Annotated in this window: 13 protein-coding genes and 1 pseudogene; 9 read left to right on the forward strand and 5 right to left on the reverse strand. The window is 54.5% G+C overall.

The annotated features are described in order from the left end of the window. Window positions 1-2: 2 nt before the first annotated feature. Both LQ220_RS13400 and LQ220_RS13405 read right to left on the reverse strand, forming a co-directional pair. Window positions 3-746 (reverse strand): response regulator transcription factor, encoded by a 744-nt coding sequence (locus LQ220_RS13400; protein WP_230188800.1) that lies wholly within the window; start codon window positions 744-746, stop codon window positions 3-5. An 18-nt stretch (window positions 747-764) separates the two neighbouring features. Then, the gene (locus LQ220_RS13405) at window positions 765-1,877 is read right to left on the reverse strand and encodes a histidine kinase (RefSeq protein WP_230188801.1); all 1,113 of its coding nucleotides are present in this window, start codon (window positions 1,875-1,877) and stop codon (window positions 765-767) included. 139 nt (window positions 1,878-2,016) lie between these two features. Between LQ220_RS13405 and LQ220_RS13410 the strand changes: the two genes are divergently transcribed. From LQ220_RS13410 to LQ220_RS13425, 4 genes are all read left to right on the forward strand, one after another. Continuing rightward, complete coding sequence (locus LQ220_RS13410; protein ID WP_230188802.1) at window positions 2,017-2,241, forward strand: hypothetical protein; 225 nt, start codon at window positions 2,017-2,019, stop codon at window positions 2,239-2,241. 185 nt (window positions 2,242-2,426) lie between these two features. Continuing rightward, complete coding sequence (locus LQ220_RS13415; protein WP_230188803.1) at window positions 2,427-2,978, forward strand: hypothetical protein; 552 nt, start codon at window positions 2,427-2,429, stop codon at window positions 2,976-2,978. A gap of 223 nt (window positions 2,979-3,201) precedes the next feature. Next, the gene (locus tag LQ220_RS13420) at window positions 3,202-3,552 is read left to right on the forward strand and encodes a c-type cytochrome (RefSeq protein ID WP_230188855.1); all 351 of its coding nucleotides are present in this window, start codon (window positions 3,202-3,204) and stop codon (window positions 3,550-3,552) included. An 872-nt stretch (window positions 3,553-4,424) separates the two neighbouring features. Beyond that, window positions 4,425-5,198: a hypothetical protein gene (locus tag LQ220_RS13425; RefSeq protein ID WP_230188804.1), complete on the forward strand. Its 774-nt coding sequence runs from the start codon at window positions 4,425-4,427 to the stop codon at window positions 5,196-5,198. A gap of 82 nt (window positions 5,199-5,280) precedes the next feature. On the opposite strand, the gene LQ220_RS13430 is transcribed toward LQ220_RS13425, so the two are convergent. The 3 genes from LQ220_RS13430 to LQ220_RS13440 form a co-directional block, all read right to left on the reverse strand. Then, entirely contained in the window at window positions 5,281-6,576 is a 1,296-nt protein-coding gene (locus LQ220_RS13430) for a DUF4185 domain-containing protein (protein ID WP_230188805.1), read from the reverse strand. Between the two features lie 223 nt (window positions 6,577-6,799). Then, window positions 6,800-8,134 carry an MFS transporter gene (locus LQ220_RS13435; protein WP_230188806.1) on the reverse strand — a complete coding sequence of 445 codons (1,335 nt, stop codon included), beginning with the start codon at window positions 8,132-8,134 and terminating at the stop codon, window positions 6,800-6,802. A 263-nt stretch (window positions 8,135-8,397) separates the two neighbouring features. Next, window positions 8,398-9,153, reverse strand: a complete 756-nt coding sequence (locus LQ220_RS13440; protein ID WP_230188807.1) for an IclR family transcriptional regulator — start codon at window positions 9,151-9,153, stop codon at window positions 8,398-8,400. Window positions 9,154-9,802: 649 nt separating this feature from the next. Here LQ220_RS13440 and LQ220_RS13445 point away from each other — a divergent pair. The 5 genes and pseudogenes from LQ220_RS13445 to LQ220_RS13465 all read left to right on the forward strand — a co-directional run bounded on the left by LQ220_RS13445 (window position 9,803) and on the right by LQ220_RS13465 (window position 18,619). Beyond that, window positions 9,803-12,088, forward strand: a complete 2,286-nt coding sequence (locus LQ220_RS13445) for a TonB-dependent receptor (RefSeq protein ID WP_230188808.1) — start codon at window positions 9,803-9,805, stop codon at window positions 12,086-12,088. Window positions 12,089-12,245: 157 nt separating this feature from the next. After that, a complete protein-coding gene (locus tag LQ220_RS13450; RefSeq protein ID WP_230188809.1) occupies window positions 12,246-13,589 on the forward strand; it encodes a serine hydrolase domain-containing protein in 1,344 nt (447 codons plus the stop codon). 337 nt (window positions 13,590-13,926) lie between these two features. After that, window positions 13,927-14,688 carry a hypothetical protein gene (locus LQ220_RS13455; protein ID WP_230188810.1) on the forward strand — a complete coding sequence of 254 codons (762 nt, stop codon included), beginning with the start codon at window positions 13,927-13,929 and terminating at the stop codon, window positions 14,686-14,688. Between the two features lie 31 nt (window positions 14,689-14,719). Then, on the forward strand, window positions 14,720-16,021 hold the full coding sequence (locus LQ220_RS13460) for a PepSY-associated TM helix domain-containing protein (RefSeq protein WP_230188811.1): 1,302 nt from the start codon (window positions 14,720-14,722) through the stop codon (window positions 16,019-16,021). A gap of 411 nt (window positions 16,022-16,432) precedes the next feature. Next, window positions 16,433-18,619 (forward strand): annotated as a pseudogene (locus tag LQ220_RS13465) (TonB-dependent receptor). Window positions 18,620-18,626 lie beyond the last annotated feature (7 nt).

The following is an 18,626-nucleotide window of genomic DNA, read 5'->3' on the forward strand; positions in this document are numbered from 1 at the left end:
GCTTAACGCGCTATCGCCTTTGCGTTGGCCAGATAGGTGCGACCGATCCGGATATCGTCGCCTTGCGCAAGGCAAGCGAACCACACGCCACTGCCGTCATGGCGCAACTTGTCGATATGTTCGCGGCGGACGATGTGGGAACGGTGCAGACGAATGAACTGTGCCGGGTCCAGCCGCCGCTCCAGCGATGTGATGGTCTGGTGCAATAGGTAGCTCCGCGCCCCAACATGCAGCCTCATATAGTCGCGCTCGGCTTCGATGCGGTCGATCTGGTCGGTACCGATGCGGATTAACTCGGACCGATGTGGAACCCAGAATTCCTCGGCCCAGCTATCACCCTGGTCGACGTCCGATGGCGGGGCAGGGGCGTCGTGTGCTGCCGTCAGCACGCTTTCTACGCGATCGATGGCGCGAACAAGTCGGTCATGGGCAACTGGCTTCAACAGATAATCGATGGCGGCAAGATCGAAAGCCTCGACCGCAAATCCCTCGAATGCAGTCACGAAGATAACCGCGGGGCGGAAGCCCAGCTTGCCCACAGCGCGCGCGACGCCGATGCCGTCCAGCAAAGGCATGGCAATGTCGAGCATGAGCAGATCGGGCTGCAACCCCTCCACCATGCGCAGTGCTGCCTCTCCATCGCCGGCAGTGCCTACGAGTGAGATTCTCGGTTCGCGCGCGCACAGCATCTGCAAGCGTTCGATGGCCAGCGGCTCATCGTCGACGATCATGGTCCGGATCTGCATGGTTTCTTTCTCTCGCTTTCAGCAGGCGCGTCGTACGATGGGGAGCGTCAACTCCACCAGAAAGCCGCCGCCCTCTTGTGTGCGAGCATTGATCCGCCCGTTCGCGCCGAAGCGTGCCGAAAGGCGATCGCGAACGTTAGCAAGACCGATACCGCTGCCGCGATCATGATCCTCCGGAAGGACATCGCCATCGTTGCGGACGCTGACCATGAGCATATTGTCTTCCTCTCGTGCGAAAATGGCAATGGTCACTGGGCGGGACGTGCGCGAGACGCCATATTTTATAGCATTTTCCACTAGTGGCTGCAGAATGAGACCGGGGACGCAGCAATTCATGACATGCGGCGGAATATCGATCAGCGTACGCAATCTGTCAGGGAACCGCACCGCTTCGATATCGAGGTACAGCTTTTGCAACTGCACTTCCTCGGACAGCGGCACATCTTCCAGCGGATCGCCAGTCAGGCTGGCACGGTAGAAGTTAGAGAGCGACATGATCATCTGCTCGGCTTCATCGCGTCGGTCCTTCATCACCAGGCTGGACAGTGAATTGAGCGTGTTGAACAGGAAGTGCGGATTTACCTGATAGCGCAAGGAACGAAGCTCGGCCTGCTGCGCGGTCTTTTCAAGCCGTGCGGCCCTGCGCTCCACGCGGCGCACTTCAGCCGCATAGGAGAAAGCCAGGTAGAGTGCGGCCCATGCCGACAGAAAGAAATAGCGGCCAATGGCGAATTCCGCGATTTCCTTCAGCGCGTAGCCTTGTTCGGAATGAATCTTTTCTTTGGCCAGGTCTGGGAAAATGCCTGCCGGATCGTAGAAATAAAATACGTAGTAATTGGCTAGCGCGATCAATATCGAGCAGGGTATGGCAGCCCCGAACGCGACCAAAGTCCGCTTGGTCAATGTCGCCGTGTCAAACCGCCGGATGACCAGATAGAGTCCCCAGGTCACCACGATTCCTATCACGGTGACGATGATCCGGCGTCCCGCCATCGCCCCTTGAGCCTCGAATCCCATAACGAAGGACCGGAGCGTCACCAAGCCGATATAGAACAGCCAAAAGCCGAGAATGGAATAGAGTGCGACGATCGGCGAAATGCCCCGTTCGTCCTCATCAGGATAAGGTGTCATGAGCATTGTCTTAGTGGCCAAGCCTTAACGTGTCGTGGGTTCAACTGGGCGCCCGTCGAAATGCCGCGCAAGTTGGTCGATAAAGTGGGGGAACAGCCGGTGCGCCTATTCGTTGTCCGGTCAGAATAAGGAGAGCGCTATGACAACGGTAACCCCAAATGTTCATGCCGATGAGGATCACGGCAAGGATCGCGCCAGCGATACGCAGGATCGGCCGATGACCACCGAGGAAAATCTCGATGAGACCCTTGAGGATTCCATGGACGCATCGGATGCGCCGTCGATAACTCATCCCAGTGACAAGGGCGACCCAGTTCCTTCATCGGGCTTTCCAGAAGATACCGATAAGAGTGCCAACCGCTAATTGCACATTGCTGCACTGCAGCATTATTTTGTTGCGCCGACATTCAAAATCTGATCCCTTGCCACCATCCGGCCATAAAAGAATGTTCGGATATGAATGTCGGTGGAACATGCGCTTAAGCCTTCGGTAACTATGGGAGGCGCATGATCTGCTTGTCTGGGCCTAAACTGGTTGGAGGCATGCACATGAATACGAATGCAAAACCCGCTGATGGGCAAATGGCCCTTGCTGAAATGCGCGAGTTCGCAAGTTTTCCTTCCTCCACCCAGCGCTATATCCGTCGTTCCCTGGACGTTGGCTTGCACCGTCGCGACGCTATGGAATTGTGGTCGCGTGATGTCGTCGAAGCGGCGAGTATCCGGGCACAGGTGCGTATCTACGATCGGTTGGACCAGATCAAATCGATGGTTCCTGACGATAGTGGCCTGGATCAGGTCGAACCTTTCATGGTACCCCTCGTCACAGTGTCTGCGTTCGATCTTGGGCAGGACCGTTTGATCAGCTTTTCGGCTTATCGTTTTCTGTACGAGCGCCTGATCGGCGCAGGTGCGCGTCCATGGTTGCCTGGGGCATTTTGCGCGGCGGCCAGCCTACCGCATCTTCATCCTGAAAAGCGCCGAGTATTGCTGCAGTCGATTAGCGAAGCAGCAGCTACGGCTGCCGGCTGGTCGAATCGCGAGCCGAGCTTCTATCCAGAATGGGTAGAGAAGGTGGATACGTCAAAGGCGCCTAATTGAGCCTAAGGCCCTCCTGATTTATTTCAGGGTGCGGCGTGTCTTTTTCCGTGATCGTAGAATCGTCCGACAGTTGATATTCATCTTGATGATTGTATCGAGAGGCGGAGAAGCATGGCCGAAATGCTGACGAGAATCTCTCGCCACGGATAACCAAGGCTTAAATTCGGTATGCCAGAGCATAAATTGGGAGTGTCACATGATCGTTCTTAAAGCTGCGTTGGCAATGACTGCGGTCGCCTGCACGATTACCGCGGCTTCAGCTCAGGACGCTGCAAAGGGTGCGGCTCTGTTCAAGCAACGCTGTTCGATATGTCATGTGGTAGAGCCGGGGAAGAAGGGCACCATAGGACCCAATCTTTTGGGGGTTGTAGGACGGAAAGCCGGAAGTCAGAGCGACTTTCCTTATTCCCCCGCGATGAAGAAAGCGCCAATCGTGTGGTCAAAGGCTAGCTTGGACACGTTCCTTACGGCGCCCAACAAGCTCGTGCCGGGTACTCGGATGGTGATTGCGATCCCTGTCGCGCCACAGCGCGCTGACATTGTTGCTTATCTTTCGACATTGTCCGGGAAGTAGACAAACGGGTCGGGCTACATGCGTTCGACGATGTTGCTCCGTCCCTAGATGGCGTACTTGCCGGCGAAATAGACCTTGCGGTTTCGCTTGGCCGGATAGCGGCAATTGTGTCGCGGCCGGCGAGCCAAGCGCATGCCGGGCGACCAAATTGGCTTTCAGAGCGCGCAGCAGTCGATGGTTTCAGTGGACATAATGGCAAGATATGCGGGCTGCGCCGGTTCTGACCATCAGGCTGTCGATGCTTCCGTGCCCTGAATGGCCGAGCCTCCCTATTTCGACACTGTTGCAAAGCCATTCCGTCCCCGTAACGTAGCACAACAATATTGGTGACCGGCCAAAATCGGCGCATGCACACGCTTAGCTGCAGGGCTAGATAAGAACAGCCCAGCCCGTAACGTTTCTTTTGCCGGACATGACTGCTCTAATAGGCTCATCTGTCATCGCTTAAGATGGAGCGAAAAATCGGAATATTGCCATAAAATTCTCTCATATAGAGTTTTATGCATAATTAATGCTTGCCAAGGCGAGCTGCGGGTGATTTATTTCGCAAGTTGGCTTGTCTTCCCTTAGGGTGGATGGCCTGGTTGCGAGGGGCGCTGGGTGAACTCTCTGAACGAAACGCGGATGGCTCAATCCAGGAAATAGAGGGTCACTTGAGTTTGGCGAATGGGCGCTTTGTTCTGCGAGGTGCCAATGCCGTGTCGAAGGTGGAAGATAGTAATGCGCAAGAAGGTTGAGTTGGCGGCCGTGCTCCGCATGGCAGGTGTAGCAGGGCCATCGGCAGTCTCCCATTTTGCAATGTTCGACCAGAACGAAGCTCTGCAAAGAAATGGTGGGAGCGTGAGCTACATGGTAAAGCACGGAGAGAGAGTATGAAGATGAAGATCGCGAAATTTGCTCTTCTGGCTGCCTTGAGCTTCGGTGCACCGTCTATCTCTCCCGCCATGGCTGAAAGCAACGCACAAACCCCAAATATCAACGGGGTGTGGCGTAACTACACGAAGAAATTCACAAACGATGACTTTTTTGGTGAGTACGTAGTGCCGAACGGTGGCCCCAAGTTGAAGGAGCCATATTCAACTCAGTGGAAGGCATTTCGAGCCGAACGTGAGGCGAAACTCAAGGCGGGTACACCTCTCGTGGACTCAAGCACATTATGCCTCCCGGAAGGGATGCCTGCGGTCATGTATGCTCCATTTCCGCTGCAAATTCTGCAGACACCGGGTCAGGTCACTGTGCTCGCCGAATTCCTGACTCAGACGCGGCGAATCTACCTCGACGTGCCGATGCCGGCCCCGGATGACAATGCGCCTTCCTATTATGGTTTTTCTACCGGACATTGGGAAGGGGATACGCTTGTGGTTACCACCAAGGGTGTGCGTGAGGACGTTACCTTCTTTGACATCCCACACAGCGATGAAATGACGATTACCGAACGCATCAAGCTTAACGGACCCGACTTGCTCGAGGATCAGATCACCATTGACGATCCCAAGAGGTTGTTGGAGCCGTACCAGTTTGCTTTTGGATATAAACGAAACGATGACTATCGGATGACCGAGTATTTTTGCGATCGTGAAAATTCGCTCACCACGGTGAACAAGGATGGCACTGTAACCATGAAATTGGATCAGGGCGAAGAGTGAACCGATGGGGTGCGGGCATTTCCACGATCTCTGCGCTATCGAGGAAGGCCGCACCGCAACGGCAATATATGCAGGTTCGCAGTCAGCTTACAACTAAATCGACACGCTGAACATTGAAGGAAAGCCCCGGCATATATCGCCGGAGAAAATCCAACGACACCATATTGCGTTCTTCTGCAGTAGCGGCTTTCTCGAGTGCAGCGGTGAACAGGGATTCATCGCGGGCAAACTCCCTGATGCCCTTGATGTCAGACCAGACGAATGCGAACGACTTCCCATCCGCAGAAATCCATTTGGGGGAAATTCTTGGCAGGTAAGCGCGCGCTTCCCGATCGCCGCCGGGCATCCATGCCGTGTCCTCATGTATCTGGCGCCAAGGCCCCCAAGGCGTTGTCGAGACCCAGAACCCCAGATAGCTGGGTTTGCCGAACTCGGTGCCGTCCGGTGCGCAACCGATGCCTGCGCTGGCCATCATATAAAGACCAAGTGGCTCATTGAAGACAAAGCTTGGAAGCCACGCTTCCACGACGAGATCGCCCGGCATGAGGTTCGTGCGGTTGATCCAGCCGCGAGGGAAACTGTGAACGACTGCCCGTGCAGCGATGTCCTTGATCCAACGCGGCGTGCCATCGCCTGCAGAGCCGGCGAAAAATTCATAGGCGTGTCGATCGAGGATTTTCTCGACTTTCACTCTGAACATCACGAGCTCGTTCATCCGCCCGTCAATATTCCCGTTGACCCCATAGGCGTATATGTAGCCATCGCGGTTGGCACTGTAATCCCGGCCCATCTGCAAGATCGAGAGCAGCGAAAAGCAGCCGTCCGGTTCATTAAAGAATGCCAAGCGATCGCGTGACTGCTCCTCCCAGTCTTCCCAGTGAACGGGGGAGGTACCATCCTGGTTGTGCCAAGTGCGTCCCCCATCATCAGAGTAAATGAGCTTGCATCCGGTCCAATGCCGAGGGCGATCTTTGGCGCGGTCGAGCGTGCTTAAAAAATGGTAGATGCGCCCACGCACCGCAAGCAGCCCGCCACCGACATAACGGGGAAGTTGCCCCGAACGTGAAATTTCGTTCAAATCCGGATAGTTGCTTACATCGGAAAACGTGGCGTTCTGCACGTTGCCGTCAATGGTCCAAAGTCGCGAGTAATATAAACTCTTCGGCTTTTCGGCCCAGCCGGTGCCACCATTCACCGCTACATACTGGCGATCTTGGGCACCCCAGGACATCTGATACCCATGGCCCATGCCGCCTAGCCGGGCAGTGGTTTCATCGCGCCGAATAGCAGCCTTGACGTCTGAAGCGTGGAAGCCAGAGGCAAGGGTGCCTGCAAGGCTGCCCGACGCGTGTGCCGCATAGCCTGCGCCTACGCCCAAGGATAAAATCTGCTTTAGAATATTGCGTCGATCCGACTCAAAATCGACTTTGCATGTGCGATCCGATGTAGAGTGCATGGACTTTATCCTCACAGATGGCTGATGGTATCTCATTCAAAATTCAGCGTGGTACGGATCTTTTGGGGACATCATGGGACGGGGAACAGGTTCTTCCGCGCCCGTTTCTGGATGGCGCTGAGTGAAGCCAGTAAAGGCGCGTTTCCTAGCTCCCACGGCTTACCGACGCTGCCAAGCTGGCGCGATAATATCTGCGGCCAAATCCGAGCAACAGCAGGCAGGCGGTTGCCGCTAAGCCGATCACGATCGCCAGCGAAGAATCGACAGCGCGATCGTCCTGAAAATAGCGATCGGTGACCAGTGCGACCAGTGTCGTTCCGATACCCATGCCGATGATGTTGGAGACCAAGAGGAAGAAGGAGGCGATCTGCGCGCGGAGGTGCTTCGGGGCTAACACTTGAATCGACGCGGCTGAGGTGGATAGCGGGAACGATGAGAAAAACATCGCCGGCACGAGGAGCGCGACAGATAGTTGCAAATTGTTCGCCAGAGCCGCACCGACCGCCGACGGTAGCATGAACGCCGCTCCAATAATTCCGCTGAGCATCGCTGCATCGGTGCGACCACGCTTTTGCAGGAAATCTATCAGCCAGCCGCCGCAGAATGCGCCTGAAGTGCTACATACCAGCAGAATGCTGCCGAGAAGATAGCCGGTTTGGGTTGCGCTAAGCCCAAATTTGCGGATGTACAGCGCTGGCGTCCAGTTCATCAGCGCATATTGGCACATCGCAAAGAACGAAAAGCCGATGAACAAGAAAAAGAAAGTTCCGGCATGTGCCCGGACGAACCGAAGCCCGTCTCCGATCGCAGGGGAGTGTGCCGTCGATACCACTGCTTGGCTCCGCGGATCGCGAATGGTCATCAGCACAGCGAGCGCGATCAGGAGGCCAGGGATGCCGACGATAAAAAACGTGAACTGCCAGGAGCGAATAGTGCCAAGCAGGCCGACGTCCACCAGAGGCGTGCTCTTGAGGAGGGCGATGACATAGCCGCCGACGAGAAAGGCCAGCCCTCCGCCCAAAAAAGCGCCCATCGAGTATGTCCCCAGTGCACGACCCAACTTCTCTCGTGGGAACATGTCACTGAGCATCGAATAGGTTGCAGGTGTCAGTGCGGCCTCACCGACTCCGACTCCAACACGAGCGACAAACATGTGCGCGAAGTTTCTGGCTAACCCGCATGCGACAGTGGCCAAGCTCCAGAAAGCAATGCCAGCGGCAATGATACGTACGCGCGAGAAGCGATCGGCGAAGTAGGCGATCGGCAAACCCATGATCGCATAGAATAGAGAAAATGCCAGCCCGCTGAGCAGGCTGAATTGTGTGTCCGAAATGGCGAGGTCTGCTTTGATTTCTTCGATAAGCAGCGATAATATCTGGCGGTCGATGAACGAAAAAACATAGGCTAGAGTAAGGAGCAGGACGACGTACCACCGATAGGCGTTCGTGGTCGTCGATGGTTCCGTCAGGGTGTTCGTCATGCTCTGCTCCCCGAGAGCGCACTATGTCACCCCCACTTCAAATCCCGCGCACCACGCTAGCCCGCCAATCGCTGGCGGGCTTCGAGTAATCTTGTATAATGCGATTTAATCACAAAAAAATCCTACGATAAAGCATATAAAATGACCTATGTGCATTTTATGAGATTATGTTCAAAATTCAGGTTATTTATGCGGTCTCGAATCTATGTGCGCCCAAGGACAGGTCGGGGTGCTTATCTAACGGAGCAGTCAGCGGTCAGGACTTAGAACGCTGTAGTCGCCAGATTTATGGCAATGCGATCAGCCGTTTCGGTGACTCTTCCGATGACAGACTCATCGCGCAACAGGGCAAACATTTCTTCAGTCCCCACCGCGCAGATGCTCCCTACCGCTTCCTTGGTTCCAGGCCGAAGGATGGGGGCGGCAATGCCCTTCAGGCCGCCTGTCAGTTCGTTACTGGTAACACAATATCCGTCCTTGCGTATCTTCTTGGTGGCCCGGGAAAATTCCTGCCATGACCAGTCATGATATGGATGATTGGCGTTGCCGACAATTTTCTCCTCGAACAGTTTATGGAGTCGCCGACCTTTTTGATAGGAAAGGAGGACTTTTGATTGCGCGCCGGAGAATAGAGGTATGGGCTGGCCTCGTCCGAAATGGAATGCAAAGCTCTCCGTCGGTTCAACGATGTAAGTGTTGATGATCCGGTCGTCGTAAAACACACTGGAAACCACTGCGAGACGCGTTTCCTCAGCGAGTTGGTGCATCGCCTCCCGTCCTGCGATGAGAATAGGGTCGTATTGCCGCATCATCCAGTCCAGTTCGATGATACGTGGCCCAAGGCTATAATTGCCACTGCCCACCCGGGTTATGAGGCCAGCGTCGCAAAGATCTCTCACGTGCCGGTAGACCGTAGCTTTCGACAGACCTGTCCGTTCTAAAATAGTTTCAGCGCTTACCTGAAGAGAATCCGGGCCGAAGAAATCCAGGATTTCCAATATCTTGCTTAGTGTACTCATTTTCCTGCAGACCTTTATGACGTCTCCTGAGATGGGCGCCGATTTTCGGTTTCTAACTTGTCTTATTTTTTAAAACGGGGGCATGGTTCTCCGATAAGTTTCAGATTCTGTTGATTTATTCGGTTGTGTGCAGCGGCAAAAATTTAAACGTACCGACGAATATTCAAAATTCGGTTTTGGCCCAGACAAACGCTTGTCATCGACCCTGGCGTTAAGAGAAATCCTTCTGATGTAAGCAATCTGCTCCCGCCATATTCTCGTATAATGTGAATAATTTCGAATTTATACGCCTTTTTATTCGCTCTAAGTGGCTGATATCAATGGGCGGTCCGGCGTGCCTACGAGCTGCGAGGCATCGACCCGAAACAGACTATCAGGAACGCAAGCTAGCGCTGCTTGGGCGCAACCGTCTGTTTCACGAGTGCGTTTACTAGACCTGCCACGCAGAAGAAAATGTCATTAATTCTCATATATGTGGTTATAGCGGAATATTACTGGTTGATGACACGCAATTAATGTGATTTATTCTCAATATTGGTGGTCGCACGCCTTCGGACAGCTAAAAAATCCTGAAGCCGCACAATACGGCGCAACCGAAGCTGCCTCATCACCAAGCCGGCCAGGGGTGGTCATATTGGGGAGATACATCATGAACGCTTACATGCGGGGAAAGACGGCTACGCAGACCAAGAGTGCACGGCTCGCCACCATTGCGCGCACGCACACCAGCGGATTGTGCGCGCTTGGACTGGCGCTTGTGCCAGCATATGCGTCCGCTCAGCAGACGGCAGGCCAGTCTGCCCGCGGTGCTTTAGAGAGTGGGGATATCATCGTTACCGCCCAGAAACGCGAAGAGCGTTTACGGGATGTACCAGTGCCCGTTACTGCCGTCAGTGCCAGCACCCTGACCGATCAGAACCAGACCAGAGCGCAGGACTTTTTCTCGAATGTTCCTGGCGTAAACGTTCAATTTCAGAACAATCGGGCACGATTGACAATCCGTGGCATAACAACAAGTCCTGTCACCGGAAATCCCGTCATCGGCTACACGGTTGATGATGCTCCTTACGGTTCATCCACAGGGCAGAGTGGTCTTTTCGGCTCAGCACCAGATCTGGACCCAAGCGACTTGGAGCGGATCGAGGTCCTGCGCGGTCCGCAAGGTACACTCTATGGCGCGAGCAGCATCGGCGGTCTCGTAAAATACATCACCACCGATCCTGATCTAAAGGAAGTCAGAGGCACGGTGGCGGTCGGGACAAATACAATTCGTGGTGCCGGTCAGGCGCTGGGATATAATGTCCGCGGAGCGATCAACCTCCCTCTCGGAGAAACTTTCGCAATTCGTGCCAGTGCGTTTACGCGGCACGATCCTGGTTACATAGACAACGTCGTTTCCGGGGAAAAGAACGTCAATTCGGGTACGGCAACGGGCGGGCGACTGTCGGCCTTGTGGAAGCCTTCTGAAACCTTCTCGGTGAAGCTTGGCGCATTATATCAAAACCGGGATGTGTTCGGTTCATCGAACGTGGATCCGCGCCTCGGATTTGGCTCCGGCTTTTTGCAGGCTGACGAGATCGGTGCCGGGCATGGCAACGGGAAGCAGCAACAGTATAGCGCAGTTATCAACGCTGGCTTTGGCGGTGTGGATTTGACCTCTGTTACCGCTTATTCTCGCAGTACGAATTACGATTTGGTCGACAACACCGCTTCGGGTCTGACGGGTTTTCTGTTTCCTTTGGTGTATCCGCAGGCGAACGGCGAATTCGGCAACGTTCTACGTAAAGGTTATGGACTGAAGAAGTTCTCGCAGGAAATGCGACTGGCCGGTTCCGTCGGCGGAGCATTCGATTGGATCGTGGGCGGGTTCTACACACACGAGAAAATTGACTATACGCTGCACCCGAATGCGACCAACCCCAACACGGGAGCAGTCTATGGCATTCCTTTGATATGGGTGGATGATCTGACCTTTAAGGAATACGCCGTCTTCGGCAACATGACGGCGCGGCTTTCGGATATCTTCGATGTGCAGTTCGGCGCGAGATACAGCAAAAATCGCCAGATTCTGACGCATCGTGAGTGGATAACGTTCGCGCCGGACAGCGAATACGCCTACAGTATCGTAAGCCCACGATCCAAAGGAAACTCCTTTACCTTTCAGGTGACGCCTCGGCTTAAGCTTTCGGTCGATCACATGATCTATGCACGGCTGGCGACTGGCTATCGGCCAGGCGGCCCCAATGCCGTATGTGACCCCGGTGTCTTGCCCTGCCAGTTCGACCCGGACAAAGTGATCAACTATGAACTCGGTGCGAAAGGCGAACTGCTGGGGCAAGCGCTTTCCTACGACTTGTCGTTATACAATATCGACTGGAAAGATATTCAGATAACCCAGCGGATCGGTGCGTTCAGCTTCGGCACGAATGGTGGCAAGGCCCGAAGTCGTGGGGTCGAGATTGCACTTGAATCACGGCCCGTGGATGGACTGACTCTCGCCGTTTGGGGAGCATATAATGACGCGATACTCAGAGAGAGCTTCGTCACATCGCTCCTCTACACCGCCAAGGGCGACAGGCTGCCCTTTTCTAGCCGGTATTCGGGACGCTTTTCCTTTAATTACGAAGCGCCACTGACGGGTGAGGCGACGGGGTCGATTGGAGCCTCAGTTGCTTATATCGGCAATCGCAAAGGGGAATTCGTCGATACCGAGCAGACGGCGCCGCTGCGGCAAACCTACCCGTCGTACATGGAGGTGGGCATGACGGCTGGCGTGAAGTGGGACGATTGGAAAGTTAATTTCTTTGTCCAGAATTTGACGAATAGGCGGGGCGTTGCCGGTGGCGGATATCTCAACCAGACCTCGCAGAATCCGAACTGGTTCTACTACATCCAGCCTCGCACAGTCGGGCTTTCGATCGAGAAACAGTTCTGATGCATACGGCGCCTGTCCGTTTCATTCGATCGAGCGGGCTCTGTCCGCCTGGCGGCCTGCCGCCTCGTAGCAACATCCTGGAGGCAATATGCGAAAGATAAAATCAGGTGGACTGACTTTTGTGGCAGTCCTTCTGTGCCTAGGTGTTCCACAAGCCGTGCGCGCGGATCCGATCGACGACTATGTAAATGCTGAAATCACGCGCCAGAATGTGCCAGGGCTCTCGCTGGCAGTCATACGCAACGGCCAGCTCATGCGCGCTAACGGGTATGGGCTTGCCAATCTGGAGCACCATGTGCCGGTGCACCCGGACACGCTCTTCAAGACTGGCGCTGTGGGAATGCAGTTCACCGCTGTTGCAGTGATGCAGCTTGTCGAGGACGGAAAGATCGGCCTTGATGATCCCATACGCAAATATTTTCCTGATTCGCCAGTGAGTTGGGGGCCGATCACCATCAGAAATTTGCTCAATCACACCTCGGGCCTGCCGACTACGCCTAATGGGAACTTCCGCACGGAATATACTGACGATGAACTACTCGGCATCATCTACAAGCTGGATCTGAATTTCGATGCCGGGTCTCGATGGAGGTTCAGCTATTGCAATTACATCGTCCTGGGCTTTCTAATCGAAAAAATTACCGGCGAATATTATGCCGATTTTGTCACTGAACGGCTCTTCAGGCCGCTAGGTATGCAAACCGCCCAACCGATTGATGATATGGCGATAATTCCCAATCGCGCTGCAGGCTACGACATCCGTGAAGGCAAGCCACGCAATGCGCAGTGGATATCAGTCACTGCCAATTCCACAGCTGATGGTTCGCTATATCTGTCAGCGCTCGATTATGCAGCCTGGGGTGCCGCTTTGCTTGGCCGAAAGGCTGTAAAGGCGGAGTCCTGGGCGGCAATTAGCCAGCCTGCCCGCCTCGCGAGCGGCCGCATCTATCCCTATGGATTTGGCTGGTTCCAGGGGCGGAGTGCCGATCAGGAGGTCTGGTGGCATTCAGGCAGTTGGCAAGGCTTTCAATCCTTCATCATCCACTATCTCCGCGACGATCTGACACTCGTCGCCGTCGCGAATAGCGAGGGTGGCGATCCCGCCAGGATAACGGGGCATGTTGCCGCCATGCTGGACCCGAAATATGCACAACTGCAAGGCGTTCCGATCAAGGATAGGGAGGCGGCCGTCACCGACGAGGTGAAAAGTCTGCTGCAGCAGATTGCTCAGGACCAGGTCTCTCCCGAGGACTTCGCCTATTTCGCAAAGCGCGATTTCACCGCAATGATGGGCCGGTATCGGAAGCAGCTTACCTCTTTGGGGCAGTTGCGCGAAGTCGCTCTGTTTGCGCGCCAAGATCTCGGGGACGACCGCGTATATCGATATCGCGCACGCTACGCGCAGGGCATGGTGGAATTGAGCGTGGGCTATGCCGCAAACGATAAGATCGGAGCTTTCGAAATTACGTCAATCAACGATTGGAACGCACCGGTCCAATGATTGCAAAGCTGCGCATCGTTAATGGATCATATCCCCTGGGCAAAAATAGACATGAGTCTCTTATATCGATTATACGTCATATGTTTGACTTGCAAATAAGGGTTGTAGATGTTTTATTCGCAGAGGAGGTCCATCTCTAAAGGCGGATGGTCTGGTTTCTAGGGGCACTCTACGAACTCTTTAAACGAAGCACGGATGGTCCAGTCCCGAAAATAGACGGCCCCTGTGTTCGGTATGCCTGCATTGCTCTGCAACGCGCCACTGCCGTGTCGGAGCTAGACGATGGTCATGCGTAATTGGGAAGCGCTTGGAGCGCGGTGAGAGACAAAGAGAGAGTATGAAGATGAAGATCGCGAAATTTGCTCTTCTGGGAGCGCTAAGCTTCGGTGTGTCGTCCATGTCTTTCGCCATGGACGAAACCAAAGCGCAGGCGCCCAATATTACCGGGGTGTGGGAAATTTTCCCCGATCCGCCGCCACCCAGACGGTCGCGGGTGCCCAATGGTGGGCCCAACCTCAGGGAGCCATATGCGACCCAGTGGAAGGCATTCCGAGCGGAGCGCGAAGCGAAACTTCAGGCGGGTACGCCCCTCGTGGACGCAAGCACATTGTGCCTTCCGGAAGGAATGCCTACGGTTATGTGGGCGATCTATCCGTTGCAAATTCTTCAGACGCCCGGGCAGGTCACCGTGCTGGCCGAATTTGTGACGCAGACGCGGCGCATCTTCCTCGACGTGCCAATGCTGGCCCCGGATGACAATGCGCCTTCCTATTACGGCTTTTCGGCCGGACGCTGGGAAGGCGATACGCTAGTGGTCACTACCAAGGGCGTACGTGAGGACGTTACCTTCTTCGACATCCCGCACAGCGACGAAATGACGATCACCGAGCGCATCAAGCTTACTGGACCCGACTTGCTTGAGGACCAGATCACTATTGAAGATCCCAAAATGTTGCTAGAGCCATACAAGTTTAGCTTCGGGTATAAAAGAAGCGATGAATATAGAATCTCTGAATATTATTGTGAAGGAGTAGATCCTTTAACTAAAGTAAACAAAGATGGTACTATATCGATGAAAACAGCGGAAGATAATGAATAGTCGGCTTATCACTCTACATTAAGGGGCGATTATGAGTAGTCCGACCGCCGTGCGGAAGGCCATGGTCAAGGTGCATCGTTATGTTGGCCTGACGCTTGCCTTGTTTCTCGTGATCATTGCTGGGACCGGCTGCATCATCGCCTTTTATGATGAACTCGATAGGGTGGTGAACCCGCGCCTTCGCGTTGTGGAGCCGCGGGAGCGTCGCTGGACAGTGCCTGACTTGGTCGGCATTCGCGAGAAGATCGAAGCCGAAGATCCGCGGGTGCATGTGATGTACTTGAAATTCCCGCAACGCGCCGATGACTCCATGCTATTGCGCGTAAGGGGCTCCCTGGATCCCGTGACTGGCCAGTCCTATCAACTCCAATACAACGAGATATTCGCAAACCCTTACACGGGCCAAAGGCTTGGCGAGCGTTTTGTAGGGAAATTTTCGCTGGAACGTCAGGATCTGATCTCGCAAATCCGCTTCCTGCATTATGCCTTTGTGCTCCCTGAATCGGCTGGGGTGTTTTTCATTGGCATCTTGGGACTGATATTTGCCGTAGACAGTTGCGTCGGCATTTATCTTACTCTGCCTATGGGAGAGAAGCGAAAGGCTGCGAATGGAAAAGGCAAGAGTTTCTTCCATCGCTGGAAGCCTGCATGGCAGATCAAGCGCGGGGCAGCAACCAACCGCGTCATCTACGACATGCACCGTGCTTCGGGCTTATGGTTGTGGCCGCTGATTTTCATATTCGGGATAAGCGGATTTGCGCTCAATCAAGGCAGTACCTACTCTAGCGTTTTGAACAGCTTTACGGACTACTTGTCCTATCATGAAAAACCGCCCCAATTGCCTCTCGACCGGCCTTTGGTGAAGCCGCCAGTCGACTGGTATAAGGCGGCACAACTTGGGCAGAGCTACCTAGCCAAACAAGCGCATGCACAGGGGTTTGAGCTGGGAGCTCCAGCCGGTCTGATCTATAGTCGCGAGCACGGACTCTATACCTATCTGTCGCATACGTCTCTGGATCTTCGCGATGGATACACGCCCACCGAAAATGAGTGGCCGTTAACCGCCGCCATGGTGGCAATCGATGGACGAGATGGACGTGTTGTGGGCATGCAACTTCCCACAGGGCAGCATGCCAGCAATACCATTACGAACTGGATGATCGCCCTTCATACGACGTCGGTGTTTGGTGTTGTGTGGCAAATAGCCGTGAGTGTTTTCGGTATGATGGTCTGCACCATCACGATCACCGGTGTTCTCATATGGTGGCGCAAGCGCAAGGCGCGCAGTCCTCGCGTGCCTGCACGTGCACGCAACGTCGCTACCCCTGTCTAGTTGGAAGCGCCTGCTTCCAAGCCCCGATCGTCATCTGGCTGCCGGGCAATCGCACCGCTGGATTGAGGGGTAAGTGCATTTACAAACACCAAAATATGCTAAAATAGTGTCATTAATTCTCATATATGTGGTTATAGTGGAATATTACTGGTTGATGACACGCAATTAATGTGATTTATTCTCAATATTGGTGGTCGCACGCCTTCGGACAGCTAAAAAAATCCTGAAGCCGCACGATACGGCGCAACCGAAGCTGCCTCATCACCAAGCCGGCCAGGGGTGGTCATATTGGGGAGATACATCATGAACGCTTACATGCGGGGAAAGGCGGCTACGCAGACCAAGAGTGCACGGCTCGCCACCATTGCGCGCACGCACACCAGCGGATTGTGCGCGCTTGGACTGGCGCTTGTGCCAGCATATGCGTCCGCTCAGCAGACGGCAGGCCAGTCTGCCCGCGGTGCTTTAGAGAGCGGGGATATCATCGTTACCGCCCAGAAACGCGAAGAGCGTTTACGGGATGTACCAGTGCCCGTTACTGCTGTCAGTGCCAGCACCCTGACCGATCAAAACCAGACCAGAGCGCAGGACTTTTTCTCGAATGTTCCAGGCGTAAATCTCCAATTTCAGAACAATCGCGCGCAGTTGGCTATTCGCGGTATCACGACAAGTCCGGCCAGCGGCAACCCGGTTGTCGGTTTCACGATTGACGATGTTCCTTACGGCTCCTCCATCGGTCAAGGAGGTCTCTTTGGTGCGGCGCCTGATCTTGACCCTGCCGAACTGGAGCGGATCGAGGTCCTGCGCGGCCCACAAGGCACACTCTACGGCGCCAGCAGCATCGGTGGTCTGGTAAAATACATCACCAAATCGCCTAATACCGATGGGATCAGCGGCTCCATCGGCGCAGGCGCCAACACGGTCTACAGCGGGGGGCACGAACTTGGCTATAACATCCACGGTGCCATCAACGTGCCCCTTGGCGACACATTTGCCGTTCGCGCGAGCGCGCTTACGCGGAAGGACCCCGGTTATATTAACAATGTCCTCACCGGAAAGAAAAACGTTAACTCGAGCAGAGTGACGAGCGGGCGTTTGTCGGCCTTGTGGAAGCCTTCCGAAACCTTCTCGGTAAAGCTCGGAGCGCTGTATCAGAATACCGATGTTTTCGGACGGAACACCGCAGATACCAGGCTTGGCTCGCCATATCTGCAGAACGATCAATTCGGGACCGGTCGCGGGAACTACAAAATACAGTTCTATGACGCAACGCTGACCGCCGATCTCGGAGGGATGACATTAACTTCGGTAAGCGGATATTCCGTTTCCGACAACTTCCATTATGCCGACTTCACGGCTTCGCCTATTACCCCCTTTGTGTATAACCTCGCGTTTCCCGCATACACAGATTTCGGGAATGTCTTTTACAACACCCATACGTCGAAAAAGCTGTCTCAAGAGCTCCGGCTCTCGGGCTCCGTTGGTCAAGCAATCGACTGGATTGCAGGGGGATTTTATACGCATGAGCAGAACAATTATCGAAGCATTGGCACTGCGACGGATCCCACGAATGGCGATATCTATGGCGTTGTTGGAAGATGGCGAAACAATCTGACCTTTGAAGAATATGCAGCCTTTGGTAATATAACAGCGCGCGTTTCCGAGCAGTTCGACGTGCAATTTGGCGCGCGATACAGCGAAAACCGCCAGAACATGAATCAGGTTTCGCGGATTCAGTTGGATCCCGCCACTTTTGGCATAGCCCCCGATCGGTATGTCAGCGGCAAGGCGAAGGGGCACTCCTTCACCTATCAGGTCACGCCTCGGTTCAAGCCGTCGCCCGATCATATGATCTATGGACGGCTAGCGACAGGCTATCGACCCGGCGGTCCTAATCCCAACTGTGATAATGGCACCGAGTTCGTTCCATGCCAGTTCCGCCCGGATAAGGTCGTCAACTATGAGCTTGGCGCAAAGGGGGATCTGCTTGGCCCTGCGCTCTCCTACGACGTGTCAATATATAGTATCGATTAGAAGGACCTTCAGCAGACCCAAGTTTCCAGCAGTGGAACGTTCACCTTCAATTCCAATGTCGGCAAAGCCAGAAGCCGCGGCGTAGAGTTTGCGCTGGAATCGAGACCCACCAGCGGACTGACCCTTGCACTCTGGGGCGCTTATAATGACGCGCAACTGCGTGATAGTTTTCCGGTGACGGCCGTCTATGCCGCCGCGGGCGACAGGCTACCCTTTTCAAGCCGTTATTCCGGTCGTTTTTCGGCGAGTTATGAGGCGCCCATCACGGACGATGTAACCGGATTGATCGGTGCCGCAGCCACCTATGTTGGAAACCGTGAGGGCGAATTTGTCCCAACGCAGGCCGAAGCCGCCCTCCGCGAGAAATACCCCTCTTACGTGCAGGTCAATTTAAACGCCTCTGTCATGACAGAGGGCTGGAAGCTGAATGTATATGTTCAGAACCTAACCAATAAAGCGGGGGTAACCGGGGGCGGGTATAATAACCAGACCAACTTTAACAGATACTGGCTTAACTATACCCAGCCTCGCACAGTTGGTCTTTCCATCGAAAAGACCTTCTGATTGGCTT

Source organism: Sphingobium sp. CECT 9361 (assembly GCF_918741285.1).
GTDB lineage: Bacteria > Pseudomonadota > Alphaproteobacteria > Sphingomonadales > Sphingomonadaceae > Sphingobium.

Bases quoted from the DNA above. Each gene is read 5' to 3' on its own strand.
- LQ220_RS13400 (WP_230188800.1), bottom strand. From the start codon at position 746: ATGCAGATCCGGACCATGATCGTCGACGATGAGCCGCTGGCCATCGAA.
- LQ220_RS13405 (WP_230188801.1), bottom strand. From the start codon at position 1,877: ATGACACCTTATCCTGATGAGGACGAACGGGGCATTTCGCCGATCGTC.
- LQ220_RS13410 (WP_230188802.1), top strand. From the start codon at position 2,017: ATGACAACGGTAACCCCAAATGTTCATGCCGATGAGGATCACGGCAAG.
- LQ220_RS13415 (WP_230188803.1), top strand. From the start codon at position 2,427: ATGAATACGAATGCAAAACCCGCTGATGGGCAAATGGCCCTTGCTGAA.
- LQ220_RS13420 (WP_230188855.1), top strand. From the start codon at position 3,202: ATGACTGCGGTCGCCTGCACGATTACCGCGGCTTCAGCTCAGGACGCT.
- LQ220_RS13425 (WP_230188804.1), top strand. From the start codon at position 4,425: ATGAAGATGAAGATCGCGAAATTTGCTCTTCTGGCTGCCTTGAGCTTC.
- LQ220_RS13435 (WP_230188806.1), bottom strand. From the start codon at position 8,134: ATGACGAACACCCTGACGGAACCATCGACGACCACGAACGCCTATCGG.
- LQ220_RS13440 (WP_230188807.1), bottom strand. From the start codon at position 9,153: ATGAGTACACTAAGCAAGATATTGGAAATCCTGGATTTCTTCGGCCCG.
- LQ220_RS13445 (WP_230188808.1), top strand. From the start codon at position 9,803: ATGAACGCTTACATGCGGGGAAAGACGGCTACGCAGACCAAGAGTGCA.
- LQ220_RS13455 (WP_230188810.1), top strand. From the start codon at position 13,927: ATGAAGATGAAGATCGCGAAATTTGCTCTTCTGGGAGCGCTAAGCTTC.
- LQ220_RS13460 (WP_230188811.1), top strand. From the start codon at position 14,720: ATGAGTAGTCCGACCGCCGTGCGGAAGGCCATGGTCAAGGTGCATCGT.